General features: G+C 69.1%; 9 protein-coding genes and 2 pseudogenes. 8 read left to right on the top strand and 3 right to left on the bottom strand.

Features of this window, described 5'->3' with window-relative positions; genetic code table 11:
• From ABZZ74_RS44860 to ABZZ74_RS44850, 3 genes are read left to right on the top strand one after another with little or no spacing between them, the layout of a single operon-like run.
• A complete protein-coding gene (locus ABZZ74_RS44860) occupies nucleotides 1–11,601 on the top strand; it encodes a type I polyketide synthase (RefSeq protein ID WP_356949903.1) in 11,601 nt (3,866 codons plus the stop codon).
• Between the two features lie 17 nt (nucleotides 11,602–11,618).
• Nucleotides 11,619–12,788, top strand: coding sequence for an LLM class flavin-dependent oxidoreductase (locus ABZZ74_RS44855; protein WP_356949902.1), 1,170 nt, complete (start codon nucleotides 11,619–11,621; stop codon nucleotides 12,786–12,788).
• 40 nt (nucleotides 12,789–12,828) lie between these two features.
• Nucleotides 12,829–12,999 (top strand): hypothetical protein, encoded by a 171-nt coding sequence (locus ABZZ74_RS44850; protein ID WP_356949901.1) that lies wholly within the window; start codon nucleotides 12,829–12,831, stop codon nucleotides 12,997–12,999.
• Nucleotides 13,000–13,119: 120 nt separating this feature from the next.
• On the opposite strand, the gene ABZZ74_RS44845 is transcribed toward ABZZ74_RS44850, so the two are convergent.
• Nucleotides 13,120–14,559 (bottom strand): phage/plasmid primase, P4 family, encoded by a 1,440-nt coding sequence (locus tag ABZZ74_RS44845; RefSeq protein ID WP_356949900.1) that lies wholly within the window; start codon nucleotides 14,557–14,559, stop codon nucleotides 13,120–13,122.
• 942 nt (nucleotides 14,560–15,501) lie between these two features.
• Here ABZZ74_RS44845 and ABZZ74_RS44840 point away from each other — a divergent pair.
• The 5 genes and pseudogenes from ABZZ74_RS44840 to ABZZ74_RS44820 all read left to right on the top strand — a co-directional run bounded on the left by ABZZ74_RS44840 (nucleotide 15,502) and on the right by ABZZ74_RS44820 (nucleotide 20,894).
• Complete coding sequence (locus ABZZ74_RS44840) at nucleotides 15,502–15,891, top strand: hypothetical protein (RefSeq protein WP_356949899.1); 390 nt, start codon at nucleotides 15,502–15,504, stop codon at nucleotides 15,889–15,891.
• Entirely contained in the window at nucleotides 15,819–17,645 is a 1,827-nt protein-coding gene (locus ABZZ74_RS44835) for an IS1634 family transposase (RefSeq protein ID WP_356949898.1), read from the top strand. The genes ABZZ74_RS44840 and ABZZ74_RS44835 overlap by 73 nt, the downstream gene beginning before the upstream one ends.
• Before the next feature lie 109 nt (nucleotides 17,646–17,754).
• Nucleotides 17,755–18,219, top strand: a pseudogene (locus ABZZ74_RS44830) (recombinase family protein); the annotation flags it as partial.
• A 263-nt stretch (nucleotides 18,220–18,482) separates the two neighbouring features.
• Nucleotides 18,483–19,598, top strand: coding sequence for a recombinase zinc beta ribbon domain-containing protein (locus ABZZ74_RS44825; protein WP_356949897.1), 1,116 nt, complete (start codon nucleotides 18,483–18,485; stop codon nucleotides 19,596–19,598).
• 504 nt (nucleotides 19,599–20,102) lie between these two features.
• A complete protein-coding gene (locus tag ABZZ74_RS44820) occupies nucleotides 20,103–20,894 on the top strand; it encodes a hypothetical protein (protein ID WP_356949896.1) in 792 nt (263 codons plus the stop codon).
• Between the two features lie 253 nt (nucleotides 20,895–21,147).
• On the opposite strand, the pseudogene ABZZ74_RS44815 reads toward ABZZ74_RS44820, so the two are convergent.
• Together ABZZ74_RS44815 and ABZZ74_RS44810 are read right to left on the bottom strand one after the other, a co-directional pair.
• A pseudogene (locus ABZZ74_RS44815) lies at nucleotides 21,148–21,345 on the bottom strand (ISAzo13 family transposase); the annotation flags it as partial.
• Between the two features lie 175 nt (nucleotides 21,346–21,520).
• Nucleotides 21,521–21,646, bottom strand: a complete 126-nt coding sequence (locus ABZZ74_RS44810) for a LuxR C-terminal-related transcriptional regulator (RefSeq protein WP_356949911.1) — start codon at nucleotides 21,644–21,646, stop codon at nucleotides 21,521–21,523.
• Nucleotides 21,647–21,648 lie beyond the last annotated feature (2 nt).

Here is a 21,648-nt window from a genome sequence, read left to right as displayed (position 1 = left end):
ATGCAGGAATTACAGGAAAAGCAGTCCGAACCGATTGCGATTGTGGGTATGGGGTGCCGGCTGCCGGGTGGTGTGACCTCACCGGCGGACCTGTGGCGGTTGGTGTCCGAGGAGCGCGATGCGATCGGCCCGTTCCCCGACGACCGGGGCTGGGAGCTCGACGCCGACGGCGGGCGACCGGGCTCTTTCGTGAAATGCGGCGGTTTCCTTGACGGTGTGGCGGAGTTCGACGCGGAGTTCTTCAACATGTCGCCGCGGGCGGCGATGGCGACGGACCCGCAGCAGCGCCTGCTGCTCGAAACCGCTTGGGAGACCTTCGAGCAGGCCATGATCGACCCGCAGACGCTGCGGGGCAGCCGGACCGGAGTCTTCGTCGGTCTGGTGGACAACGACTACGGCCCCAGGCTTGACGAGGCGTCCAAGGAGGTCGAGGGGCACCTGCTGACGGGCACCCTGACCAGTGTGGCGTCGGGCCGCATCGCATACGTGTACGGCCTTGAGGGGCCGGCCGTCACCATAGACACCGCGTGCTCCTCGTCGCTGGTGGCGCTGCACTCGGCAAGCCAGTCGCTGCGCTCGGGAGAATGCGACCTGGCGCTGGCCGGCGGTGCGGCGGTGATGTCCGGCCCCGGCCTGTTCGTCGACTTCGGCCGCCAGCGCGGGTTGGCGGCCGACGGGCGATGCAAGGCTTTCGCGGACACCGCCGACGGCACCAACTGGGGTGAGGGAGTCGGCCTCGTCCTGCTCGAACGGCTCTCGGACGCCCGCCGAAACGGGCACCGGATCCTCGCGGTGATCCGCGGGTCGGCCATCAACCAGGACGGCGCCTCCACGGGACTCAGCGCACCCAACGGGACGGCTCAGCAGCGTGTCATCCTCCAGGCCCTGGCCAACGCCGGGCTCTCCGGCTCCGAGGTGGATCTTGTCGAGGGGCACGGGACCGGGACCGCCCTGGGTGATCCCGTCGAAGCCCATGCGCTGCTCGCAACCTACGGCCGGCGGCGGCCGGCCGACAGGCCACTGTGGCTCGGCTCGCTGAAGTCGAACATCGGCCACTGCGCTGCGGCGGCCGGAGTGGCCGGCGTCATCAAGACGGTGCTGGGACTCCGCCTCGGCTTCATGCCCAAGTCCCTGCACAGCGACAAGCCGTCCTCGAAGATCGACTGGGACGGGGGTGCCGTACGACTGCTGAGCAGCTCCCGGCCCTGGCCCGAGACGGGAGGACCGCGCCGTGCGGCCGTCTCGGCCTTCGGCATCAGCGGCACGAACGCCCACGTCATCCTCGAAGCCCCGCCGACGGAGGAGGGGGCCCCCGACCCGGTTGCGCCGCCGGCCGCGGTGCCGTGGCTGCTGAGTGCCAAGAGCCCCCGGGCGCTGCGCGAGCAGGCCAAGCGCCTGAGGTCCTTCGTCGAGGCCGACGGCCGTCTCGGTATCGCTGACATCGGCGCCTCGTCGGCCACCACGCGCACTGCGTTGAAGGAGCGGGCGGTCGTGGTCGGCGGCAACCGCGAGCAGCTGCTGGAGGGCCTGCGCGGACTGTCCGCCGGTCGCCTGCCGACCCAGGTGGTGCGGGGCACGGCGAACGTCGATGGCAAGACCGTCTTCATCTTCCCCGGCCAGGGCGCGCAGTGGCCCGGGATGGCGGTGCACCTGCTGGACTCCTTACCGGTCTTCCGCGACCGATTCCACATCTGCGCCGACGCATTGGCGCCGTGGGTGGACTGGTCGCCGGTCGATGTGCTCCGGGAGGGCGCGGAGTCGCCGCTGTGGAAGCGGACGGACGTGGTCCAGCCACTGCTGTGGGCTGTCATGGTTGCGCTCGCCGAGGTGTGGCGTGCCCACGGCGTGCAGCCGGATGCCGTCATCGGGCACAGCCAGGGCGAGCTGGCCGCCGCGTGTGTGGCCGGGGCGCTGTCGGTGGCGGACGCGGCGCAGGTGGTGGTCGCGCGCAGCCGAGCGCTCATGCCCCTGTCGGGCACCGGCGGCATGGTGGTCGTGCCGGCCCCGGAATCCGAGGTGCGGGCGCGGATCGCCGCATGCGGCGACCGCCTGTCGCTGGCCGCGGTGAACGGGCCGCGATCGGTCGTGGTGTCCGGGGAGGCGCAGGCGCTGGACGACCTCGTCGCCGCCTACGCCGGCGAGCAGACCACGGCGCGCCGGGTCGACGTCGACTACGCCTCGCACTCCCGGCACGTCGAGCGGATCCGAGAGGAGCTACTGGGCTCACTCGCCGGAATCACTCCGCAGGCCGCGCAGATCCCCCTGCTGTCCCCGGTTGACTGCCGGTGGATCGAGGTAGGACAGACGCGGACCGACGCCGAGTACTGGTACACCAACCTGCGTCAGCCGGTGCTGTTCTCGCCTGCCGTACGGGTCCTGGCAGACGCCGGGTACCAGGTGTTCATCGAAATGAGCCCGCACCCGGTGCTGACGGCCGGAGTCACGGAGACCCTCGAGGACCACTCAGGCCGGGCGGCTGAGTCCAGCGTCGTGATCGGCTCGCTGCGCCGCGACCAGGGTGGCCTGGAGCGGATGATCACCTCGTTGGCAGAGGCGTACGTCCGCGGTGTCGGAGTCCGGTGGGAGCGGCTGTTCGAGGGCACCGGAGCGGCGCGCGTCGAACTGCCCACCTACGCCTTTCAGCATCGCCGCTACTGGATGGAGGCGCCGCGCCGGGGCGCCGCGGGCGACGAGACGGCGTCCGACGGACTCTGGGCGAGTGTCGAGGCAGGCGACGCAGAGGCGATTGCCTCGGTGCTGCAGCTCGACCCGGACGACGCCGCTGCGGCGCTTCCGGCTCTGACGGCGTGGCGGCGGCGGGTCGAAGGGCACTCGGCTGCCGACAACTGGCGGCTGCGTGAAGCCTGGACGCCGCTGACCGCCTCACCGCCTTCGGGGCGCCCCGGCCGCTGGCTCGCGGTCGTACCAGCGGCCGGTGCCGAGCATCCGCGCGTGACCGCCGTTCTCGGAGCGCTGGGCGCTGACGTGCTCCGGTGGGACGTCCACCAGGTCGACCGGGCCGACATGGCCAACCGTCTGGCGGACGCCGCGGAAGGCGACGGCGGCCTGGCCGGGGTGGTCTCGCTGCTGGCGCTCGACGACTCGATCGCGGCGGGCGACATCCAGGCCGCGCTCGCACCGACCGTCGCACTCGTCCAGGCGTGGGGGGAATCCGGCACAGCGGCCCCCTTGTGGTGCCTCACCAGCGGCGCGGTCTCGACCGGCCCCGAGGACGCGGCCGTCCGTCCGGAGCAGGCCGCCTGCGTGGGCTTCGGCAGGGTGGCGGCGCTGGAGTACCCGGAACGCTGGGGCGGACTGGTCGACCTCCCGGGCACGGTGGACGAATCCGTAGCCGCGTCGCTGGCGGCCGTCCTGGCAGGCCCCGAGGACCAGGTGGCCGTCCGGGCTTCGGGCGCCTTCGGGCGCCGGCTGGTGCACGCGCCGTCCCGTGGCGCCGCCCCGCAGCCGTGGCGAGCCCGCGGCACCGTCCTGATCACCGGCGGTACCGGCGGCATCGGTGCGCACCTTGGGCGCTGGGTCGTTTCGCGCGGCGCGGAGCACGTCGTGCTGGCCAGCAGACGGGGCCACGACGCGCCGGGAGCGGCGGAACTGGCAGCGCGCCTGCGCCAGGACGGCGCCGAGATCACCCTGGCCGCCTGCGACGTCGGCGACCGGGAGGCTCTGGCCGCTGTGCTGGCCGGGATCCCTGCCGACCGGCCGCTGACGGCCGTCTTCCACGCCGCCGGACTGCTCACCGAAGACGGCCCGATCGAATCGCTGACGCCCAATCAGATGCGCTCTCACCTCGCCGCGAAGGCGATCTCGGCATGGCACCTGCACGATCTGACCGGTCATCTGGCGCTCGACGCGTTCGTGCTATTCGCCTCCGGCGCGAGTTCGTGGGGGACCGGAGGGCAGGCGGGGTACGCCGCAGCCAACGCCTTCCTGGAATCCCTCGCCCACTATCGGCGGGCCCAGGGACTCGCCGCCACCGCGGTGTCCTGGGGCGCGTGGGGCGGCACCGGAATGGCGGACGACTCTGCCACCAGGGAACAGCTGAAACGCCACGGCATGCTCCCGATGCACCCGAAGATGGCGGTCGCGACCCTGCAGCGGATCCTCGAGGACGGCGACACCGCAGCGACCGTGGCCGCCATCGACTGGACGCGGTTCGCACCCAGCTTCACAACGGGCCGTCCCAGCCTGCTCTTCTCGGACATACCTGAGTTCCGTGCCGCACTTACCGAGGTGGACGAGAGACACGCGGCGGAATCGCCATGGCCCGAACGCTTCGCAGAGCTGTCTGCCGCGGACCTACGGTGGACGCTGCTCGGCATCCTCCGTACCGAAGCCGCCAGAATCCTCGGTCACGCCCATTCAGACGCGATCGACAACGACATGGCGTTCCGCGACATGGGCTTCGACTCGGTGAGCGCCGTGGACCTCCGCGACCGCCTGCGCGCCGCGAGCGGGCTCGCACTGCCGGCCACCCTCGTCTTCAACCACCCCACCCCGACCCTGCTGGTCGAGAACCTGCTCGACCGGCTCGCCGGTGCCGAAACCCCGCCAGCGGCATCCACTGGCACCACTGGCGACGAGGATCCCATCGTCATCGCCGGAATGGCGTGCCGCTTCCCGGGCGGGGCGGACTCACCCGAGCAGCTCTGGGACCTGCTCGTCGCCGAGCGCAGCACCGAGCCGAGCTTTCCACAGGACCGCGGTTGGGACCTCGACCGGCTGACCCACGTCACCCGCGGCGGCGGATTCCTCGCCGACGTCGCTGGATTCGATGCCGGATTCTTCGCGATCGCCCCGCGTGAGGCGCTGACGATGGACCCTCAGCAGCGCCTCGTCCTCGAAGTGGCCTGGGAGGCGCTGGAACACACCGGGATCGACCCCCTGACCCTGACGGGAAGCCGCACCGGCGTCTTCATCGGAGCCGGCGGCCAGGACTACCACCAGCTCGCGAAGCTGGCGATCGACCAGGACATCGACGGCCACGCGCTGACCGGAACCGCCACCAGCGTGCTGTCCGGCAGGCTCTCCTACACCCTCGGACTCGAAGGCCCGGCCTTCACCATCGACACCGCGTGCTCCTCGTCGCTGACGGCCCTGCACCTCGCAGCGCAGGCAATGCGGCAGGGCGAATGCGACCGGGCCCTCGTCGGCGGCGTGACGATCATGACGACGCCGAATCTCATCACCGACTTCGCCAAGTACGGAGCGCTGGCCGTGGACGGGCGCTGCAAGGCGTTCTCCGACGACGCGGACGGGATCGGCTGCGCCGAGGGCATCGGGATGGTGGTGCTCGAACGCCTCTCGGCCGCGCGCCGCGACGGACATCCCGTTCTCGCCGTCGTGCGCGGTTCGGCGGTCAACCAGGACGGTGCGTCCAACGGGCTCAGCGCCCCCAACGGCATGGCCCAGCAGCGGGTGATCCGGCAGGCGCTGGCCAACGCCGGGCTCTCCGGGGACGACGTGGACGTGGTCGAGGCGCACGGCACCGGGACTGCGCTGGGCGACCCGATCGAGGCGGAGGCGGTGCTGGCGACCTACGGCAAGGGACGCCCCGCGGACCGGCCGTTGTGGTTCGGCTCGGTCAAGTCGAACATCGGCCACACCCAGGCTGCGGCCGGGATGGCCGGCCTGATCAAACTGGTGCTTGCGATGCGCAACGGCCTGCTGCCCAGGACCCTGAATGTGGACACACCTTCATCACGGGTGGACTGGGGGTCGGGCGGCGTGCGCCTGCTCACCCAAGCCCACGCGTGGCCGGAGACCGGGCGGCTGCGCCGCGCGGGCATCTCGTCGTTCGGCATCAGCGGCACCAACGCGCATCTGATCGTGGAGGACGCCCCGTTCGAGGAGGGCTGCTCCGCAGCGGTCGACGAGATGGCCCCGAAGGCTGTTCCCTGGCTGGTCAGCGCCAGGACCGAGGCGGCGCTGCGGGGCCACGCTGACCGGCTGGCGTCGCATGCCGCGTCAGCTCCCGGCATCGACATCACCGATGCCGCCTGGTCGCTGACCAGGCGTTCGGACTTCAAGGAGCGCGCGGTCGTCGTCGGCCGGGACCAGGCGGAGATCGCCGCGGGGCTGCGCGCACTGGCCGACGGCGGGTTCGCCGACGGCATGGTGCGGGGCACCGCGAACATCGACGGGAAGACGGTCTTCGTCTTCCCCGGGCACGGATCGCAGTGGGCCGGAATGGCGACCGGGCTGCTGGACGCGTCCCCCGTGTTCGCCCGGCGCATCGCCGAGTGCGGACACGCCCTGGCGGCATGCGTCGACTGGACCCTGACCGACGTTGTGCGGGCTGCCCCGGACGCGCCGGAGTGGCAGCGCGAGGACGTCGTACAGCCGGTTCTGTGGGCCGTCATGGTCTCCCTCGCCGAAGTATGGCGCTCCCACGGTGTCGAGCCGGACGCGGTGGTCGGGCACAGCCTCGGGGAGGTCGCCGCCGCCTGCGTCGCCGGAGCACTGTCGCTGGAGGACGCCGCGCGGGTGGTGGTGGCCCGCAGCAGCGCGGTCATGGGCCTGTCCGGTGCCATGGCAGTGGTGCCGCGGCCGGTGGCCGAGGTCGAGGAGCGCGTCGCGGCCCGAGGCCACCGGGTCTCCGTCGCGGCGGTCAACAGCCCGCGGTCCGTGGTGCTCACCGGTGAGCGGCCGGACATCGACGAGGTGGTGGCCGACTACGCGGCGGACGGTGTGGAGCTACGCCGAGTCAAGATCCACTATGCGGCGCACTCCGAGCGCATCGAGGCGGTCCGTGACGGAATGGTGGATGCGCTGGCACCGCTCGCGCCGCGGGCGGCGGAGGTCCCCATGGTTTCCACCGTAGAAGCGGACTGGGCCGACACCACCCGGATGGACGCCGGGTACTGGTACGCCAACCTGCGGCAGCCGGTGCGGTTTGAGAGCGCGGTGGGGCGGCTCGCCGAGAACGGCTGCAGGGTGTTCATCGAGATCAGCCCGCATCCGATCCTGCTTGCGAGCATTCAGGAGACTCTGGAGGCCGCCGACGGCTGCGACGGACCCACTGCCCTCGTCGGCTCGCTGCGCCGCGGTGACGGCGGTCCCGACCGGATGACCACCTCGCTCGCCGAGGCGCACGTCCGTGGTGTCCCGGTCCGATGGCAGCCGCTCTTCGGCGACCGCGGCAGGAGCCTGGTGCAGCTGCCGACCTACCCGTTCCAGCGTCGGCGGTATTGGATCACTCCCGAACCGGACGGCAACCGCGCCGTCGTCCACCTGGCCGAAGAGACGTCGGCCCCAGCTCCCGCCCCAGCGGGGCGGCGCGGACTCGACCTGGTCAACGGCGCCGGCCCGGCCGAACGGCGGGTCAGACTGCAGGAGGTGATCACGCGTCTGGTCGCGCACGGGCTCGGTGCCGACCCCGGCGAGCTCGACGTCCACGAGGAGTTGCCGCGCCTCGGTCTCGATTCGCTCCTCACCGTCCAGGTGCGGGCGATGCTGGCGGCCGAACTCGGCATCACCCTGCCGCTGGTGGCGTTCCAGGAGGCGTCCAGCATCGCCGAACTCGGCGAGCGGATCCTCCCCATGCTCGGCACGGCCGTCGAGAGTTCGGCTGCTTCGGGCGCCGACCCCTGGAAGGCGGAGTTCACCGCCGACCGGGACGGCCGCTACGAGCCGTTCGATCTGACCGACCTGCAGCAAGCCTACGTCGTGGGACGCACGGACGCGCTGCTGCTGGGCCGCATCTCCGCGTACTTCAGCGTGGAGGTCGACCTCCAAGGCGTCGACCTCGACGCGCTCAACGACGCCTTCCAAGCGACCGTCCGACGCCACGACATGCTGCGGGCGCTGATCACCCCCGACGGCCGGCAGCGGGTGCTTCGCGATGTGCCGCGCTACGAATTCCACACGGTCGACCTCGAACAGTGCGACGAGTCCGAACGCGCAGCCCGGCTGGACGAGATCAGCCGTGAGATGCGAACGCAGATGCTGGACGTGACGGCATGGCCGCTGTTCGACATCCGGCTGACGAAGCTACGCCCCGGTCGTGTCCGGCTGCACATCGGCTTCGAACTGCTGATCGCGGACGGATGGAGCACCGCGGTCTGGTTCCACGACTGGGCGGCCTACTACCACGGCGCGACCGAGCGCCTGGCCTCGCTGAACGTCACCTATCGCGACTGCCTGACCGCGATCCGCGGGCAGGAGGGCAGCCCGGAGACGCTCCGCGCCCTGGAGTACTGGCGGGCGCGGGCGGCCACGCTCCCACCCGCACCGCCGCTCCCTCTGGCCAAGGACCCGGCCACGGTGTGCAAGCCCGACTTCACACGGCGTGCGGGGCGCCTGGACGTCGACGAATGGGGGCGCTTCCAGGAGTATGCGGCAGCCGTCGGAGTGAGTCCCTCGGCCGCCCTGTGCGCCGTCTACGCGGAGGTCATCGCGGCGTGGACGGGGACCTGCAGGTTCACCCTCACCGTCGTCGCTTACAACCGGCCGCCGGTGCACCCCGACATCACGTCGGTGGTGGGCAGCTTTACCACCACCGTGCTGCTGGAGATCGACAGCACCCCGACGGACCGCTTCGCCGTCCGGGCCGAGCGCATCCAGAAGCAGCTCTGGTCCGACCTCGACCACCTCGACGTCACCGGGGTGCAGGTGCTCCGCGAGATCAACCGGGGCCGCCCCCACGCCGAGCGGGCCATCATGCCGGTGGTCTTCGCGAGCACGGTCAACTTCGCCGGGCAGAAGAACGAAGCGGTTGCGAGCGGCGCCATGCGCCAGCTGATGTCCATGGCCGACTCGGGGGAGGTGGTGTCGAGCGCGCTGCGCACCCCGCAGGTGTGGCTGGACCACCAGCTGATAGAGGAGGACGGCACCCTGGCATTCAACTGGGACTGCGTCGACGAACTGTTCCCCGAGGGAATGCTCGATGCGATGTTCAAGGCGTACGCCGACGAGCTGCACGGCCTGTGCGCCGACGAGAACGCCTGGCACCGTCCGGCGCCACTACTTGTGCAGGCGGCGGACCTGGAGGCGCGGGACGCCGCCAACGCGACAGCGGGCCCGGCCCCTCAAGGCCTGCTGCACGAGGACTTCCTCCGGCACGCCCAGGAGCATCCGGACCGACCCGCGGTCATCGCCCCCGACCGCACCCTCACCTACGGCCAGCTGGACCGGCTCTCCAACGGCTTCGGTCGGCTGCTGCAGGACCACGGTGCGGGCTCCGGCTCGTTCGTGGGCGTGGTGGCGGAGAAGGGGTGGGAGCAGGTCGTCGCGTGCCTGGCGGTCCTCAAGACGGGCGCCGCGTACGTCCCCATCGACGCGTCCGTGCCGACCGAACGCCTGCGGCAGTTGACGAGCAGCGCCGGGATCTCCGTGGCCCTGACCCAGTCGCGCTGCGAGACCGCGGTCGACTGGCCGGACGGCACAAAGGTCTTCGCCGTCGACGGCTCCGCCGCGCAGCAGTACGGTGAGGAGCCGCTCATCGTCGAGACGGCACCCGACGAGCTGGCCTACGTCATCTACACGTCGGGGTCGACGGGTGTACCCAAGGGCGTCATGATCGAGCACCGCAGCGCCCTGAACACCGTGCGGGACGTCAACGAGCGCTTCGCGGTGGGTCCGGACGACCGGATCCTGGGGTTGTCCGCACTGAACTTCGACCTCTCCGTGTACGACGTGTTCGGGACGCTCTCCGCCGGTGGCGCACTCGTCCTTCCCGAGCCGGCGGCGCACCGGGAGCCCTCACGGTGGGCGGCGCTGGCCGTCGAGCACCGCGTGACCCTGTGGAACAGCGTGCCGAAGCTCATGGAGATGTTCGTCGAGCATGTGGTTCCGCAGTCCGGCTTCCCGTTCCGCGTCGTCATGCTCAGCGGCGACTGGATCCCGGTCACACTGCCCGAGCGCATCCGCCAGGCCGCACCCGGTGCGGAGGTATGGAGCCTGGGAGGCGCCACCGAGGCCGCGATCTGGTCGATCTGGTATCCGATCGGCGAGGTCGATCCGCGCTGGGCCAGCATTCCCTACGGCAAGCCCATGCGGAACCAGCGATTTCATATCCTCAACGAAGCGATGCAGCCCTGCCCGACGTGGGTGGAGGGCAACCTCTACATCGCCGGCAGTGGCCTCGCACGCGGCTACCTCAACGACGCGGCCAAGACCCGGGCGAGCTTCATTCGCCACCCCGTGACCGGGGAGCGCCTCTACGCGACCGGCGACCTGGGCCGCTACCTGCCCGATGGGAACATCGAGTTCCTCGGGCGCGCCGACCTGCAGGTGAAGATCCAGGGCCACCGGATCGAACTGTGCGAGGTCGAAGCGGCCCTGCTGCGGTGCCGCGGTGTACGCGAGGCGGTGGCGGTCGTCGCGGGTGACCGGCACAGCAGCCAGCGCCTGGTGGCCTACGCCGTGCTCGACGACGGGCACGAGGACCCCATGCAGGCGCTGCGCCGCCAGTTGCCCGGCTACCTGGTGCCTCAGCAGATCGTGGCCCTCGACACGCTGCCGCTGAGTGCGAACGGCAAGGTCGACCGGGCGGCGCTGCCGGCGCGCGGCACCGTCGACAGCGGTGCGGCGACGGTGCTCACCCAGCCCCGGGACCGGCTTGAGGAGGAACTGGTCGGCATCTGGGCGCAGTTCTTCGAGGAGCCCCCCTTCGGCACCAACACCAGCTTCTTCGACCTGGGCGGCGACTCGTTGCTGGCCGTGCGCATGATGGCGCGGATCCAGGCCCTCACGGGCCGCTCGCTCCCGGTCTCCACCCTCTTCAGCCGGCCCACCATCGAACTGCTGGCCGAGGCGCTCCGCGACGCCGGCACCGCGACCCGGCGCGATGCGCTGGTGCCGGTCCAGGTCGGCGGGGAGTTGCCGCCCCTGTTCTTCGCGCATCCCGTCGGGGGCGACGTCCTCTGCTACGCCGAACTCGCCCGGCTCCTCGGTGACCAGCAACCGTTCTACGCCCTCCAGGTGCCCGACGTGGACCCGCTGCCGGCGACCGTCCCGGAGATGGCGGAGCACTACACGGACGCGATCAGGACCGCCGCGCCGCACGGACCCTACCGGCTTGGCGGCTGGTCGATGGGCGGAGTCCTGGCACTGGAGATCGCCCAGCAGCTCGCCAAGGCGGGGGAGGAGGTGGAGATCGTGGCGGTGATCGACCTGGTCGAACCGCCCGGACCCGCCGACCTCCCGATCGACGAGCCGACGGCGCTCGCCTGGTTCGCCCGTGACCTGGCAGGTCTCGTGGGCGTCGAGTGGGCACCGGGTCCGGAGCTGTTCCGGCCCACCGAGGACCGGACGGCCCTGGAGATCCTGCACAGCGAGCTGTGCCGCGCCTCCGTGCTGCCGCCCAGTATCGACGTGGCCACGCTGGGGCGAATCATCTCCCGGTTCACCCGCAACGCCGGTGCGCTGCGGGAGCACGCGCCGCAGGCCTATCCGGGCCGGGTGCGCTTCTTCCGCGGCCGCGACGGGGCTGTGCCTGACGAGACCATCCATGCCTGGACCCGGCTGTTCGCGGGGGACGCGGCCGTGATCGACGTACCGGGAGACCACTACACCATGATGCGGCGCCCGCACCTCGACGTGCTCGCCGCAGAACTCAAGACCGTGCTTTCCCAGATCCGATGAGGCCTTAGGGACCCCCCGTGACACTGACATTTGGCGCGTTCGTGCCGCCGTTCCGCAGCCTCGCCGAGAACCCGACCACGTCCCTCCGGTTCGACCTCGAACTCGTCGAACGGCTTGACGCCCTAGGCTTCGACGAGGTGTGGGTCGGCGAGCACCACTCCGGCGGACTGTCCCCGGTCAGCTCGCCCGAACTGTTCCTCGCAGCCGCGGCCGAGCGGACCCGCCGCATCAGGCTGGGCACCGGAGTCGTCAGCCTGCCCTTCCACCACCCGCTGACCGTGGCCGAGCGCATCGTCCAGCTCGACCACCAGAGCAGCGGCCGCGCCATGCTCGGCATGGGGGCGGGAACCTCTCCCCTCGACGCCCGGATGCTCGGCATCGACCCGGCCCACCAGCGCCGTCGTATGTCCGAGTCGCTCGATGTCCTGGTGCGGCTGCTGACCACTGACGAGCGCATCACCCAGAGCACGGACTGGTTCGAACTCCACGACGCGGCGCTCCAGGTCCGCCCATGCAGCAAGCCGCTGGACATGGTCGTCGCCGGTGTCGGATCGGACCTTGGCGCCCGCCTGGCCGGCCGTCACGGGCTGGGCCTGCTCACCGCGATCGGCCGCCTGGGCAGGCAGGGGCCGAGCCCGGCCATGATGTGGCAGGCACTGCAGGAGGAGGCGAGCCGGTACGGGAGAGCGGCAGACCGGTCGAGGTGGCGCATCAGCGTCCCCGTCCACGTCGCCGAGACCCGTGAGGAGGCCCTGGCGCAGGTCCAGTCCGGCCTGAGTCGGTGGTTCCGGTACAACCGGGAGGTCCCCAAGATTCCGGTGCCGCTTCCGGAAGGCCAGGAGGCTGCGGCGGCGTCGGAACAGGGCCTCATGATCATAGGATCGGTGGCCGACGCTATCGAGCGGATCGAGCAGATACGGTCCGTGACCGGCGGCTTTGGCACCCTGCTCGTCCACACCCAGGACTGGGCGTCCCGTGAGCACGTCCACCAGAGCTTCGAACTGCTCGCCCGCCATGTGGTGCCCCACTTCGCCAAGGCCCTCGACAGCCTCCGGGCCGCACGGCAGTGGGTCGCCGCTTGCTCGTCCATCACTCCGTCCGCCCCCGACGCGCCTGGGCCCGTGCTGCGCTCCGGCGCCGCGCCACGCTGGCCCGCACCTAGGGCGTGTTTCAGAAGTGGATCTTGATGTGTCAAGATCCACTTCATGGGGAGGCACGATTTGACGAATGCGCAGTGGGCGAAGCTGGAGCCTCTGCTCCCTGCTGGGAAGAAGTCCGGACGGCTACCTGATCCGCGGCGTGCTGGCCACCGCCGTAAAGCACACCGTCAACACCCTCGCCGTGCTCCGCGACGCATTCACCGGCACCACCTGGCTCCCGCCCGCAGCCCTGGCCTGACCGCCCGACGCACCGTCAGCCGACGACCATCCCGGTCACCGGCCGTCACCCCGCACCCGAAACCATCACCCAACGCGGTCGTGGTGAATGTTTGCGATCAGACCGCCGGACTCTGCGAGTTCAACCTGAGTAACCGTGTCGGTCGGAGGCTGCCCGATGCCCTCGCGTATCGTCGTTCGCCGTGACTGATCTTTCGGACGTCAATCCGATTCCGACGTAGAACTTGCCTTGGTAGGATCCAGTCGTCTCTTGCAGCGAACACCGGTCGATGGCGCAGCGAACCCGCTCCGCGAAGAGTCGTGACGATATCGGTGTCATGTCCTCCAACCGGCACCAATTCTGGTACGCGCCGTACAGATCCCGCTGCTCGGCTCGAAGTCCTTTGGCGAGCATGCACCGTTCGTCGAGGAACCGCCCCACGTGATCCTCGGTCTCCGCATAAGCAGCCGTAGCGGCTTTGACGCGCTCCGTGCCGGAAAGATCGGTGTCCCCGGCCAGGTAGCGGTTGGCGCCGAGTATCAGCCAATGGAGGATGCCGGGCCCTTCTTCGCGGACTAAGGTGTCGGCTAGATTGTCGATCCTCCGGGCATCCGGGACGACCTGATCGAAGGGTAATACTCGCACCCGATCCAAGAATGAGCACCGACCCGTGCTCAGTTGAGGGCGATGATTTCCCAGAAACCACAGCTTGTGTGTGGGTGAGAATGAGAAGGGAGTCTGCCGCACACGGCGTGCTTCGATGCGATGACAGCCTGTCAGTAGTTCCACCCGGTCCTCATCCCAGCGATCGTCAGCCTGCAGTTCGGAACAAACGATCAGCCGGCGACCTCGTAACTCGGCAAAATCCGTTGGGTGACTTGTAGCAGGTCGTGCCAAGAGGAACCCTGGCGGGCCGGAAGTGGCGTAGTCTCCGAGGAGTCGCATGAGTACATCGACCAGAACGCTCTTTCCGTTGCATCCCGCACCGTACAGAAACACCATGATCTTGGCATCGACAGCGCCAGTGATCGAATATCCGAGCAACTTCTGAAGGAAATTGATCATATCCCTACCAGATGCCTCCTCGCCGAAAGTATCCGCGAGGAATCGGAACCAAAGAGGGATGGGCATCTCAGCAGGTACCGTGGATGTTGACCTTGTGTGACCATGCCTGTCCGGGTCTGGATGATCACTGAGTCCTGAACGCAGATCGACGATGCCGCCGGGCGTGCACAAGACGTATGGGTCAGAATCGAGTGCTTCTGGGGCAAGTGCCATGCTGGCAAAAGAACTTGCCTGGGCAAGCATCGCACGGATACCGGAGGTGGACAGGGCCCGGTCGCGGTGTTTGTCGAGATCGGACTGACGATAAACCCCATCAAGGTCACTCGTAGCCAGGGCCTCGCCCATCTCTCCTGCCGCCCAGAGCACCGATCCGCCCTCATCGCTCTCCCAGCGATGACCATCCCAGCGGTGCCAGCCCAATCCAGGGACGTATCTGAAGCGTCGGCGGTACAACTGGGCGAAGAGCTTGGCGTTTGCATGGTCTGTCAGGGCGTCGGGGAGAATGCCGGCGGTCATCACCGTCCGGTCCGCCAACCTGATCGGCTCCGGACCGCGGCATAACGGATGCAAGGTGTCTCCGATGAGTCCCAGCCTTGACACGGGATTCCGAGTCGCTCATGCGCTGCCATGACAACGGAGCGCCCAACGGGTACTGCCATACTTAGTCACGAATTGACGGCTTCGACCCGCGCCCGTCCGAATTGAGACTGCGGCTGGATGCCTTCCGGATTCCACGTGTGAAGAGTGATATGGAATGCCGGTCATGGAGCCGACGATGCACGCTTCACCCGAGATGAAGATGCGTTACGACACGATGATGTCACCACAACGGAGGCGGCAGTAAGCTTTCTCATCGGTCTGCTCTCCCTGGACGGCACTTTGTACTGCACGATGATCCACTAACAGGGCACGGGTATGCAGAAGCCTCAGCAGGCGGCTTGGCGATTCAGGCATACGCCTGCGGCATCCCCTGCGGGTGGCGGACGTTTTCTTTCTGCGAAAAGACCTTATGAACGTACAGCAGGACCGTCAACGCAGAGCTGTAGTGACAGTCGCAATACGAGGGGGATCCGCCCCGAGGGTACGGTGCGGGACGGATGCTGGTTCGGTTCGGTCTCCGGTTCTCCTCCGTTGGGATCAGCCTCATGTATGCAGCTGCGGCCGTGACCTGACGCCCTGACAGGAGAAGGTCGCCTCCTACCTGCGATGATCTGGATTTCCTAGATCAAAACCGTCGCAGAGAAGAGGCACCCAACAGGTGCAGGCTACCGAATGGGATCACCGGCTTGCCGTGCGGGCCGACGGCAAGAACCTGATCGGCCACGCGGGCGTGGTGCTGCTGCGGAAGGTCGCCGACCGCGTCGGCCTGGCCACCGCGCTGAGTGCGGCGCTGCCGAAGGGCACCGGTCCGGGCTGGCGGGACCGGGGAATGGCGCTGCTCCAACTGGCCTGCGCATCGTGCTCGGCGCGACGAGCATCCTGGAGGCCGAGCAACTCCAGCACCACTGGAGGCCGGTATTCCCACGGCCGGTCTCGGACAGCACCCTGCGCCGCGCCCTGGCTGCGATCGACACCCCGGTCGCGGCCCGGGTGGAACGCGCCCGCGCCGCGATACGCCGCGTGGTGTGGATGCTGCTCGCCCTGCGCCCCGGCGGCTTCCCCTGGATCTCGGTGTGCGGCCGGGTCCTGACCGGCTGGTACGTCCTGGACCTGGACGCGACCATCGTCACCTGCACCAGCTGCAAGGAGGGGGCGGCCGGCACGTTCAAAGGTAGATGGGCGGCGCCCACGCCCTGGACGGCCTGTGGCACCGCATCGGCATCGACACCGTCACGAAGAAGCTGCTGACCGGGCGTCGCCTGGACCCGACCGCCGAGCGGGTGCTGTTCGCACTGGTCGCCAACCGCGCACTGGCCCCCGGTTCCAAGCTCGCCGCCACCCGCTGGATCGAACACGACAGTCACATCCCCGGACTGCCCGCCACCAGCGACGACGCCTGCTACCGGGCGATGGACTGGCTCCTCAAGATCGAGGACAAGCTCGCCGAAGAGGTCTACTGGCAGGTCGCCGACCTGCTCAACCTCGAAGTCGACCTGCTGTTCTTCGACACCACCAGCACCTACTTCGAGACCGGCGAACCCGACATCCCCGTGGCCCGAGACGAACACGGCCTGCGCCTTCCCGACGAGCCTGCCGACCAGGCGGAGCCGAGCAAGGCCACCGAGGACAGCGGTGACCCGAAGACGGCGTCTTTCCGGGCCTACGGGAAGAGCAAGGACCACCGCCCCGACCTGCCGCAGGTCGTCATCGGCATGGCCGTCACCCGCACCGGCATCCCGATCAGGGTGTGGAGCTGGCCGGGGAACACCGGGGACCAAGCGCTGATCCGCCAGGTCCGCGAGGACCTGCGCGAGTGGAAGCTGACCCGGGTGGTCTGGGTCGCCGACCGCGGCTTCGCCTCCGAGACCAACCGCCGCTTCCTGCAGCGAGCCGGCGGCCACTACATCCTCGGCGAGAAGATCCGCTCCGGCTCACCAGCCGCCCAGGCCGCCCTGTCCCGCCAGGGCCGCTACGCACACGTCGCCGACAACATGCAGGTCAAGCAGGTCCAACTCCCCGACACCGCAGACCGGTTCGTCATCTGCCACAACCCCGACCAGGCGACCCGCGATGCCGCGATCCGGGCCGACCTGCTCGCCCAGCTCGAAGACGCGATCAAGGGCTCCGACAAGCTGGAGCCACTCAAGCGCGCCGAACTGCGCGGGAAGCTGTCCACCAAGCCCGGCCTGCACCGCTTCCTGCGCGCAACCCCCGGCGGGCTGCTACGGATCGACAAGGCCGCGATCAAGGCCGAGGAACGCCTGGACGGCAAGCTCCTCCTGCGCTGCAGCGACCCGCACCTGTCCGCCGAGGACATCGCGACCGGCTACAAACAGTTGCTGGAAGTCGAGCGCGGATGGGGCGACATGAAGACGATCATCGATCTGCGGCCCGTCTACCACCGCAAGGAAGACCGGATACGCGCCCATGTCCTGCTCTGCTGGCTGGCGTTGCTGCTGATCCGCATCGCCGAGACCACCTGCGAAGACACCTGGCTCAACCTCCGCGAGGAACTGGAGCGCATCCACGTCGGCACCTTCACCGGACCCGCCGGAACCTTCCGCCAGCGCACCGAGACCAGCCCCCCCCCCAGCGCGCCATCCTCGCCAAGCTCGGCGTCACCGAGCCCAAGCGCATCATCACCCTGGAACCCGGCACAACCGTCTGACCAGCACGAACGCTCCCGCCTAGACACACGCCGATCCCGCGTGCGATCACACATATCCGCAGGTCAACCCACATTTTCGTGGACTAGAGCAGCACCTCAGCTGCGGAACTCAGGTCAAGTAGGGAATCTCAACACGACGGTGGATGGTGTTGACGCCTCTTTGGTGCCCATCATTGCGGTAGAGGCGCTGTTGGAGTTGGTCGCCGAGGTCGGGCGGATCGCGGGCCGGCGAGCGAGTGCCTCGGGGCCGGAGGAGCCGTGGACGGACAGCAGGATGAAGGTGAGCCCCCCTCGTCTCGGGGGCGACCGTGGGGGTGTGGGCAGAGCTACCTGAGGTGAACCGGCATCTGGTAGTACGGCTGTTAGGGCTGCTGGCGCGCCGGGCCGCGGGGGCGGCGGTGGCGACAAGCCCTTGACGACCGTCGCGAGAGCGAGCGGGGGTGATGATGGTGACGGCGCGGGCGGAGCGTCTGTGGGAAAGCGTGTCGGGGAAGGTGGCCGCGCATCACCGTGACCGGCTCCCGGTCGTCTATGTCCGGCAGTCGACGCTGCGTCAGCTCCGGCACAACACCAAGTCGGCGAAGTTGCAGTACGCGCTGGTGGAACGGGCCGTCATGCTGGGCGGGCCACCGTCGCGGACGCTCGTGATCGACGAGGACATGGGCCATTCCGCTTCCGGGGCGCAGGACCGACCCGGGTTTACCCGTCTGGTCTCCGAGGTCGGGCTGGGCCACGTGGGGGTGGTGCTGGGCATCGAGATGTCCAGGTTGGCCCGTTCGGGCCGGGACTGGCATCAGCTGTGCGCGTTGTCGCGTACGTTGCTGGCGGATCCGGACGGGGTCTACGATCCGGCCGAGCACAATGACAGGCTGTTGCTGGGTCTCAAGGGCACGATCAGCGAGGCCGAGCTGTATCTGATCAAGCAGCGGATGTGGGGCGGGCGGATCGCCAAGGCCCGGCGCGGGGGGCTGGGGTTCGAGCCGCCGATCGGCTACTGGCGTCGCCCGTCCGGAGAGATCGTGATCGACCCGGACGAGCAGGTCCAGTCCGTCATCCGGTTGCTCTTCGCCAAGTTCGAGGAGCTGGGAACCTGCACGCGCTGCTGGCCTGGCTGGTCGCCAACGACATTGAGCTGGGCGGACGGCAGCGCTACGGGCCCGATCGCGGGGAGGTGGTGTGGCGGCGCCCGAACCGCACCATCGTTCGCAACACCATCCGCAGTCCCGTCTACGCCGGGATCTACGCCTACGGACACAAGCACACCGAGTACCACGGGGCGGGCCGACGCGAACGCGCGGTCAAGGATCCCGCGGACTGGCTGGTCTACCTGCCTGGACGACTGCCCGCCTACATCAGTGTCGAGTGGTGGCAGCGCAACCTGGCCCGGCTGGAGGCCAATCGCAACACCGCGACCACACCGGGCTCCCCGCCTGGCGGTGATGCCCTGCTCGCGGGCCTGCTGCGGTGCGGCAAGTGCGGCAAACGGCGCATGGGCGTGTACTACCGCAGCTACCAGGGGCAGCGCGGATACATCTACCACTGCAGCTGGGAGTACGCACACTACGGCGGGCAGCGCTGCCAGGAACTGGCAGGTGCCTGCCTCGACGAGCACATCACCAACCTCGTCCTGACCGCGATCGCCCCCGCTTCGCTGGAGTTGTCGCTGCATGCCGCCGAGCAGGTCGAGCGTGACCGCGCCGCCGTGGAGAAGATCTGGAGCCAGCGCCTGGAACGCGTCGACCGCGCCCGTCGGGCTCACCACCTCGCCGAGCCCGAGAACCGCCTGGTGGTACGCCAGTTGGAGGCCGAATGGGAACAGGCCCTGGCCGACCGGGAGAAACTGCGCGAGGACGACGCCCGGTTCACGGCCGCCGCACCGCGCATGCTTTCTCCCACCGAGCGCGAGACGATCCGCGAACTGGCAGCCGACCTGCCCGGCCTGTGGCACGCACCCACCACGACCGTCGAGGACCGCAAACACCTGCTGCGGCTGCTCATCGAGCAGGTCGCGGTCCGGGTCATCGGCGAGTCCGAGCAGGTCGGGTCACCGTCACCTGGGCCGGCGGCCACCGCACCACCAGCCGCCTGCTCCGTCCGGTCGCCAAGTTCGAGCAGCTCAGCTACTACCCTTTACTCCTGTCCTGGACCCGGGAACTGGCCAAACAGGGGGTGGGCACCCGCCAGATCGCCCAGATCCTCAACAGCGAGGGCCTGCGGCCGCCGAAGCGCTGCGAGACCTTCGGCCCGGACAGCGTCCGCGATCTCCTGCGCCGCCAGGGTCTGCTAGAGCCCAGGGCAGCAGCACCCGCGCCCCTTACGAGCACCTCCTCGGCCCGGACGACTGGTGGGCCACCGACCTCGGGGCCGAACTCGGCATCCCGCCAAGCACGATGAACTCCTGGATCGTCAAGGGCTGGGTAACCGCCCGGAAAATCGACGGCCGGGGCGGGATGTGGATCATTCACGCGACCGGACAGAGCAAGAGCGGCTACGCGAGCTTCACTCTCGCCCCAACGGCTACTACACCCGCATGCGCTTCCTGGACAACCAGCAAGCACCGCCACCGGATACCGACGCACGAGGAGAGGACAATGGGCTGCGACGCGGAACATGACTGCACAGTGATTCCCTCATCTCCAACGACGTCGCCGACCACAAGAGTGTTCTGGCCGCCACGCTGCGGCAGCTCCCGCTCCCGCTGTGGTCGAAGCTGCTGATCCGGATCGACGGCGCGGCCTTCAGCCACGACGTTCTCGACCACCTCCAGACCCTGACCACCAGCCGGCGGCGGGTGCGCTGGGTAACCGGCTGGGCCATCAACGCCACGGACGAACGAGCCATCGCGCTGCTGCCCAAGAACGTATGGACTCCCGCGCTGCGGCAGGAAGGCCGGGTGCACGAGATCAAGGGCCCGGACGGCGAGTGGCTGTCCTACCAGGTCGCCGAGCTCACCGGGGTACGCGACCTGACCGGCTGGCCCGAGGGGATGCGGCTGATCGTGCGCCGGGTCAAGCCCTCGCGGCGGGATGCGAAGAAGCTGACGGCCTTCGAGAAGCGCACCGGCTGGCGCTACCAGATCATCGCCACCAACATCCCCGACCATCATGGGCTTTCCAGGGTGCCCGGCTCCGGGCAGGTGTGGTTCGTCGACGCCCTCTACCGTGATCACGCCGAGGTCGAGGACCGCGTGAAAGCGATCAAGCGGATCGGTCTCGGGCTGCTGCCGTCGAAGTCCTGGCAGCTGAATGCCGCCTGGTTGCTGGCCACCACGATCGACCTCGACGCCTGGACCCGGCTCCTCCTCCTGCACGACGAAGCCGGAACTCGCCGCCGCGGAGCCGGAGACCATCCGGATGAAGCTGTATCACCTGCCCGCCCGGCTCACCGATCACGCCCGCAGACGCACCCTGCACCTCGACCGCACCTGGCCATGGGCGGCGGCGTTCACCACAGCCTGGCAGCGGGCCACCCAGATTCCGACCCGCACATGACAGCCGGCCACCACCCCGACGACGCCGGAGAGGAGAGCACCGCACCACCATCGGCCCCGTGGAAGCCGACGCCCCCGCAGCGCATGCGGTGAGCCGTCCCCACACGGCGAGGGACATATCGGCACCCAGCCGTTCACGACGACGCCGTCAGACCACAGACGAATCGAGGTTGGTGTCCCAGGGCTGGGCGGCGTCGGAGCTCCAAGGAATTTTCCCGCCGCCTCGGCGACATCACCGTCCAGTCCATCTGCCGCCAGCTCAGTCGCCTGGCCGACCGCGGTCTCATCATCAAAACCGGCCCCGCCGCCCTACATCATCCCAATCCCCTTGACACCAGCGGAAATCGGCCTCCAGCTCGAAGACCCCCTTCCGCACCGTCGTCTCGCTCACCCCCGCGGCACGCGCGACGGCCCGAACCCCGCCATGCCCCAGCAGCCGGGCCTCGGCGGCCAGTGCCAGTCGCTGCTGCCGCTCATTGAGATGAGGGAACAACCCCCCGAATCTCAGGGCCAGTTGGTCATGAACCTCGCTCGGTATGCGCATACCCCACCAACGACAGAGAGACCGTGAAGCAACGTGTTGATTCTTTACGGGCCCTAACTACCCGGCCTTGGGGGAACTTCAGTCGTGCGATTCGTCTTCCTTCCTCGGCCGGCACACGACTCGTTCTCCTGGCGTCGGATCCTTGTCGACCGCGTGATATGCAGCACCGTTTCCCTCAGTGCCTGCCGGTGCCGTCCCACGCCTTGACCAGTTCCATACGTGAGGCGACGTCCAACTTGCGGAATATCTTGCGCAGGTGGAAGGCCACGGTGTGACGGGAGAGGAAGAGCTGGGAGGCCACCT

The sequence above is a fragment of the Streptomyces sp. NPDC006476 genome (assembly GCF_040612015.1).
Classification (GTDB): domain Bacteria; phylum Actinomycetota; class Actinomycetes; order Streptomycetales; family Streptomycetaceae; genus Streptomyces; species Streptomyces griseorubiginosus_B.
This window is presented reverse-complemented; position numbering and strand designations above follow the sequence as displayed.

What these genes read in the sequence shown, in the direction of transcription:
- ABZZ74_RS44860 (WP_356949903.1), top strand. Translation starts at nt 1, where the DNA reads ATGCAGGAATTACAGGAAAAGCAGTCCGAACCGATTGCGATTGTGGGT.
- ABZZ74_RS44850 (WP_356949901.1), top strand. Translation starts at nt 12,829, where the DNA reads ATGCGCAGTGGGCGAAGCTGGAGCCTCTGCTCCCTGCTGGGAAGAAGT.
- ABZZ74_RS44845 (WP_356949900.1), bottom strand. Translation starts at nt 14,559, where the DNA reads ATGACCGCCGGCATTCTCCCCGACGCCCTGACAGACCATGCAAACGCC.
- ABZZ74_RS44835 (WP_356949898.1), top strand. Translation starts at nt 15,819, where the DNA reads ATGGGCGGCGCCCACGCCCTGGACGGCCTGTGGCACCGCATCGGCATC.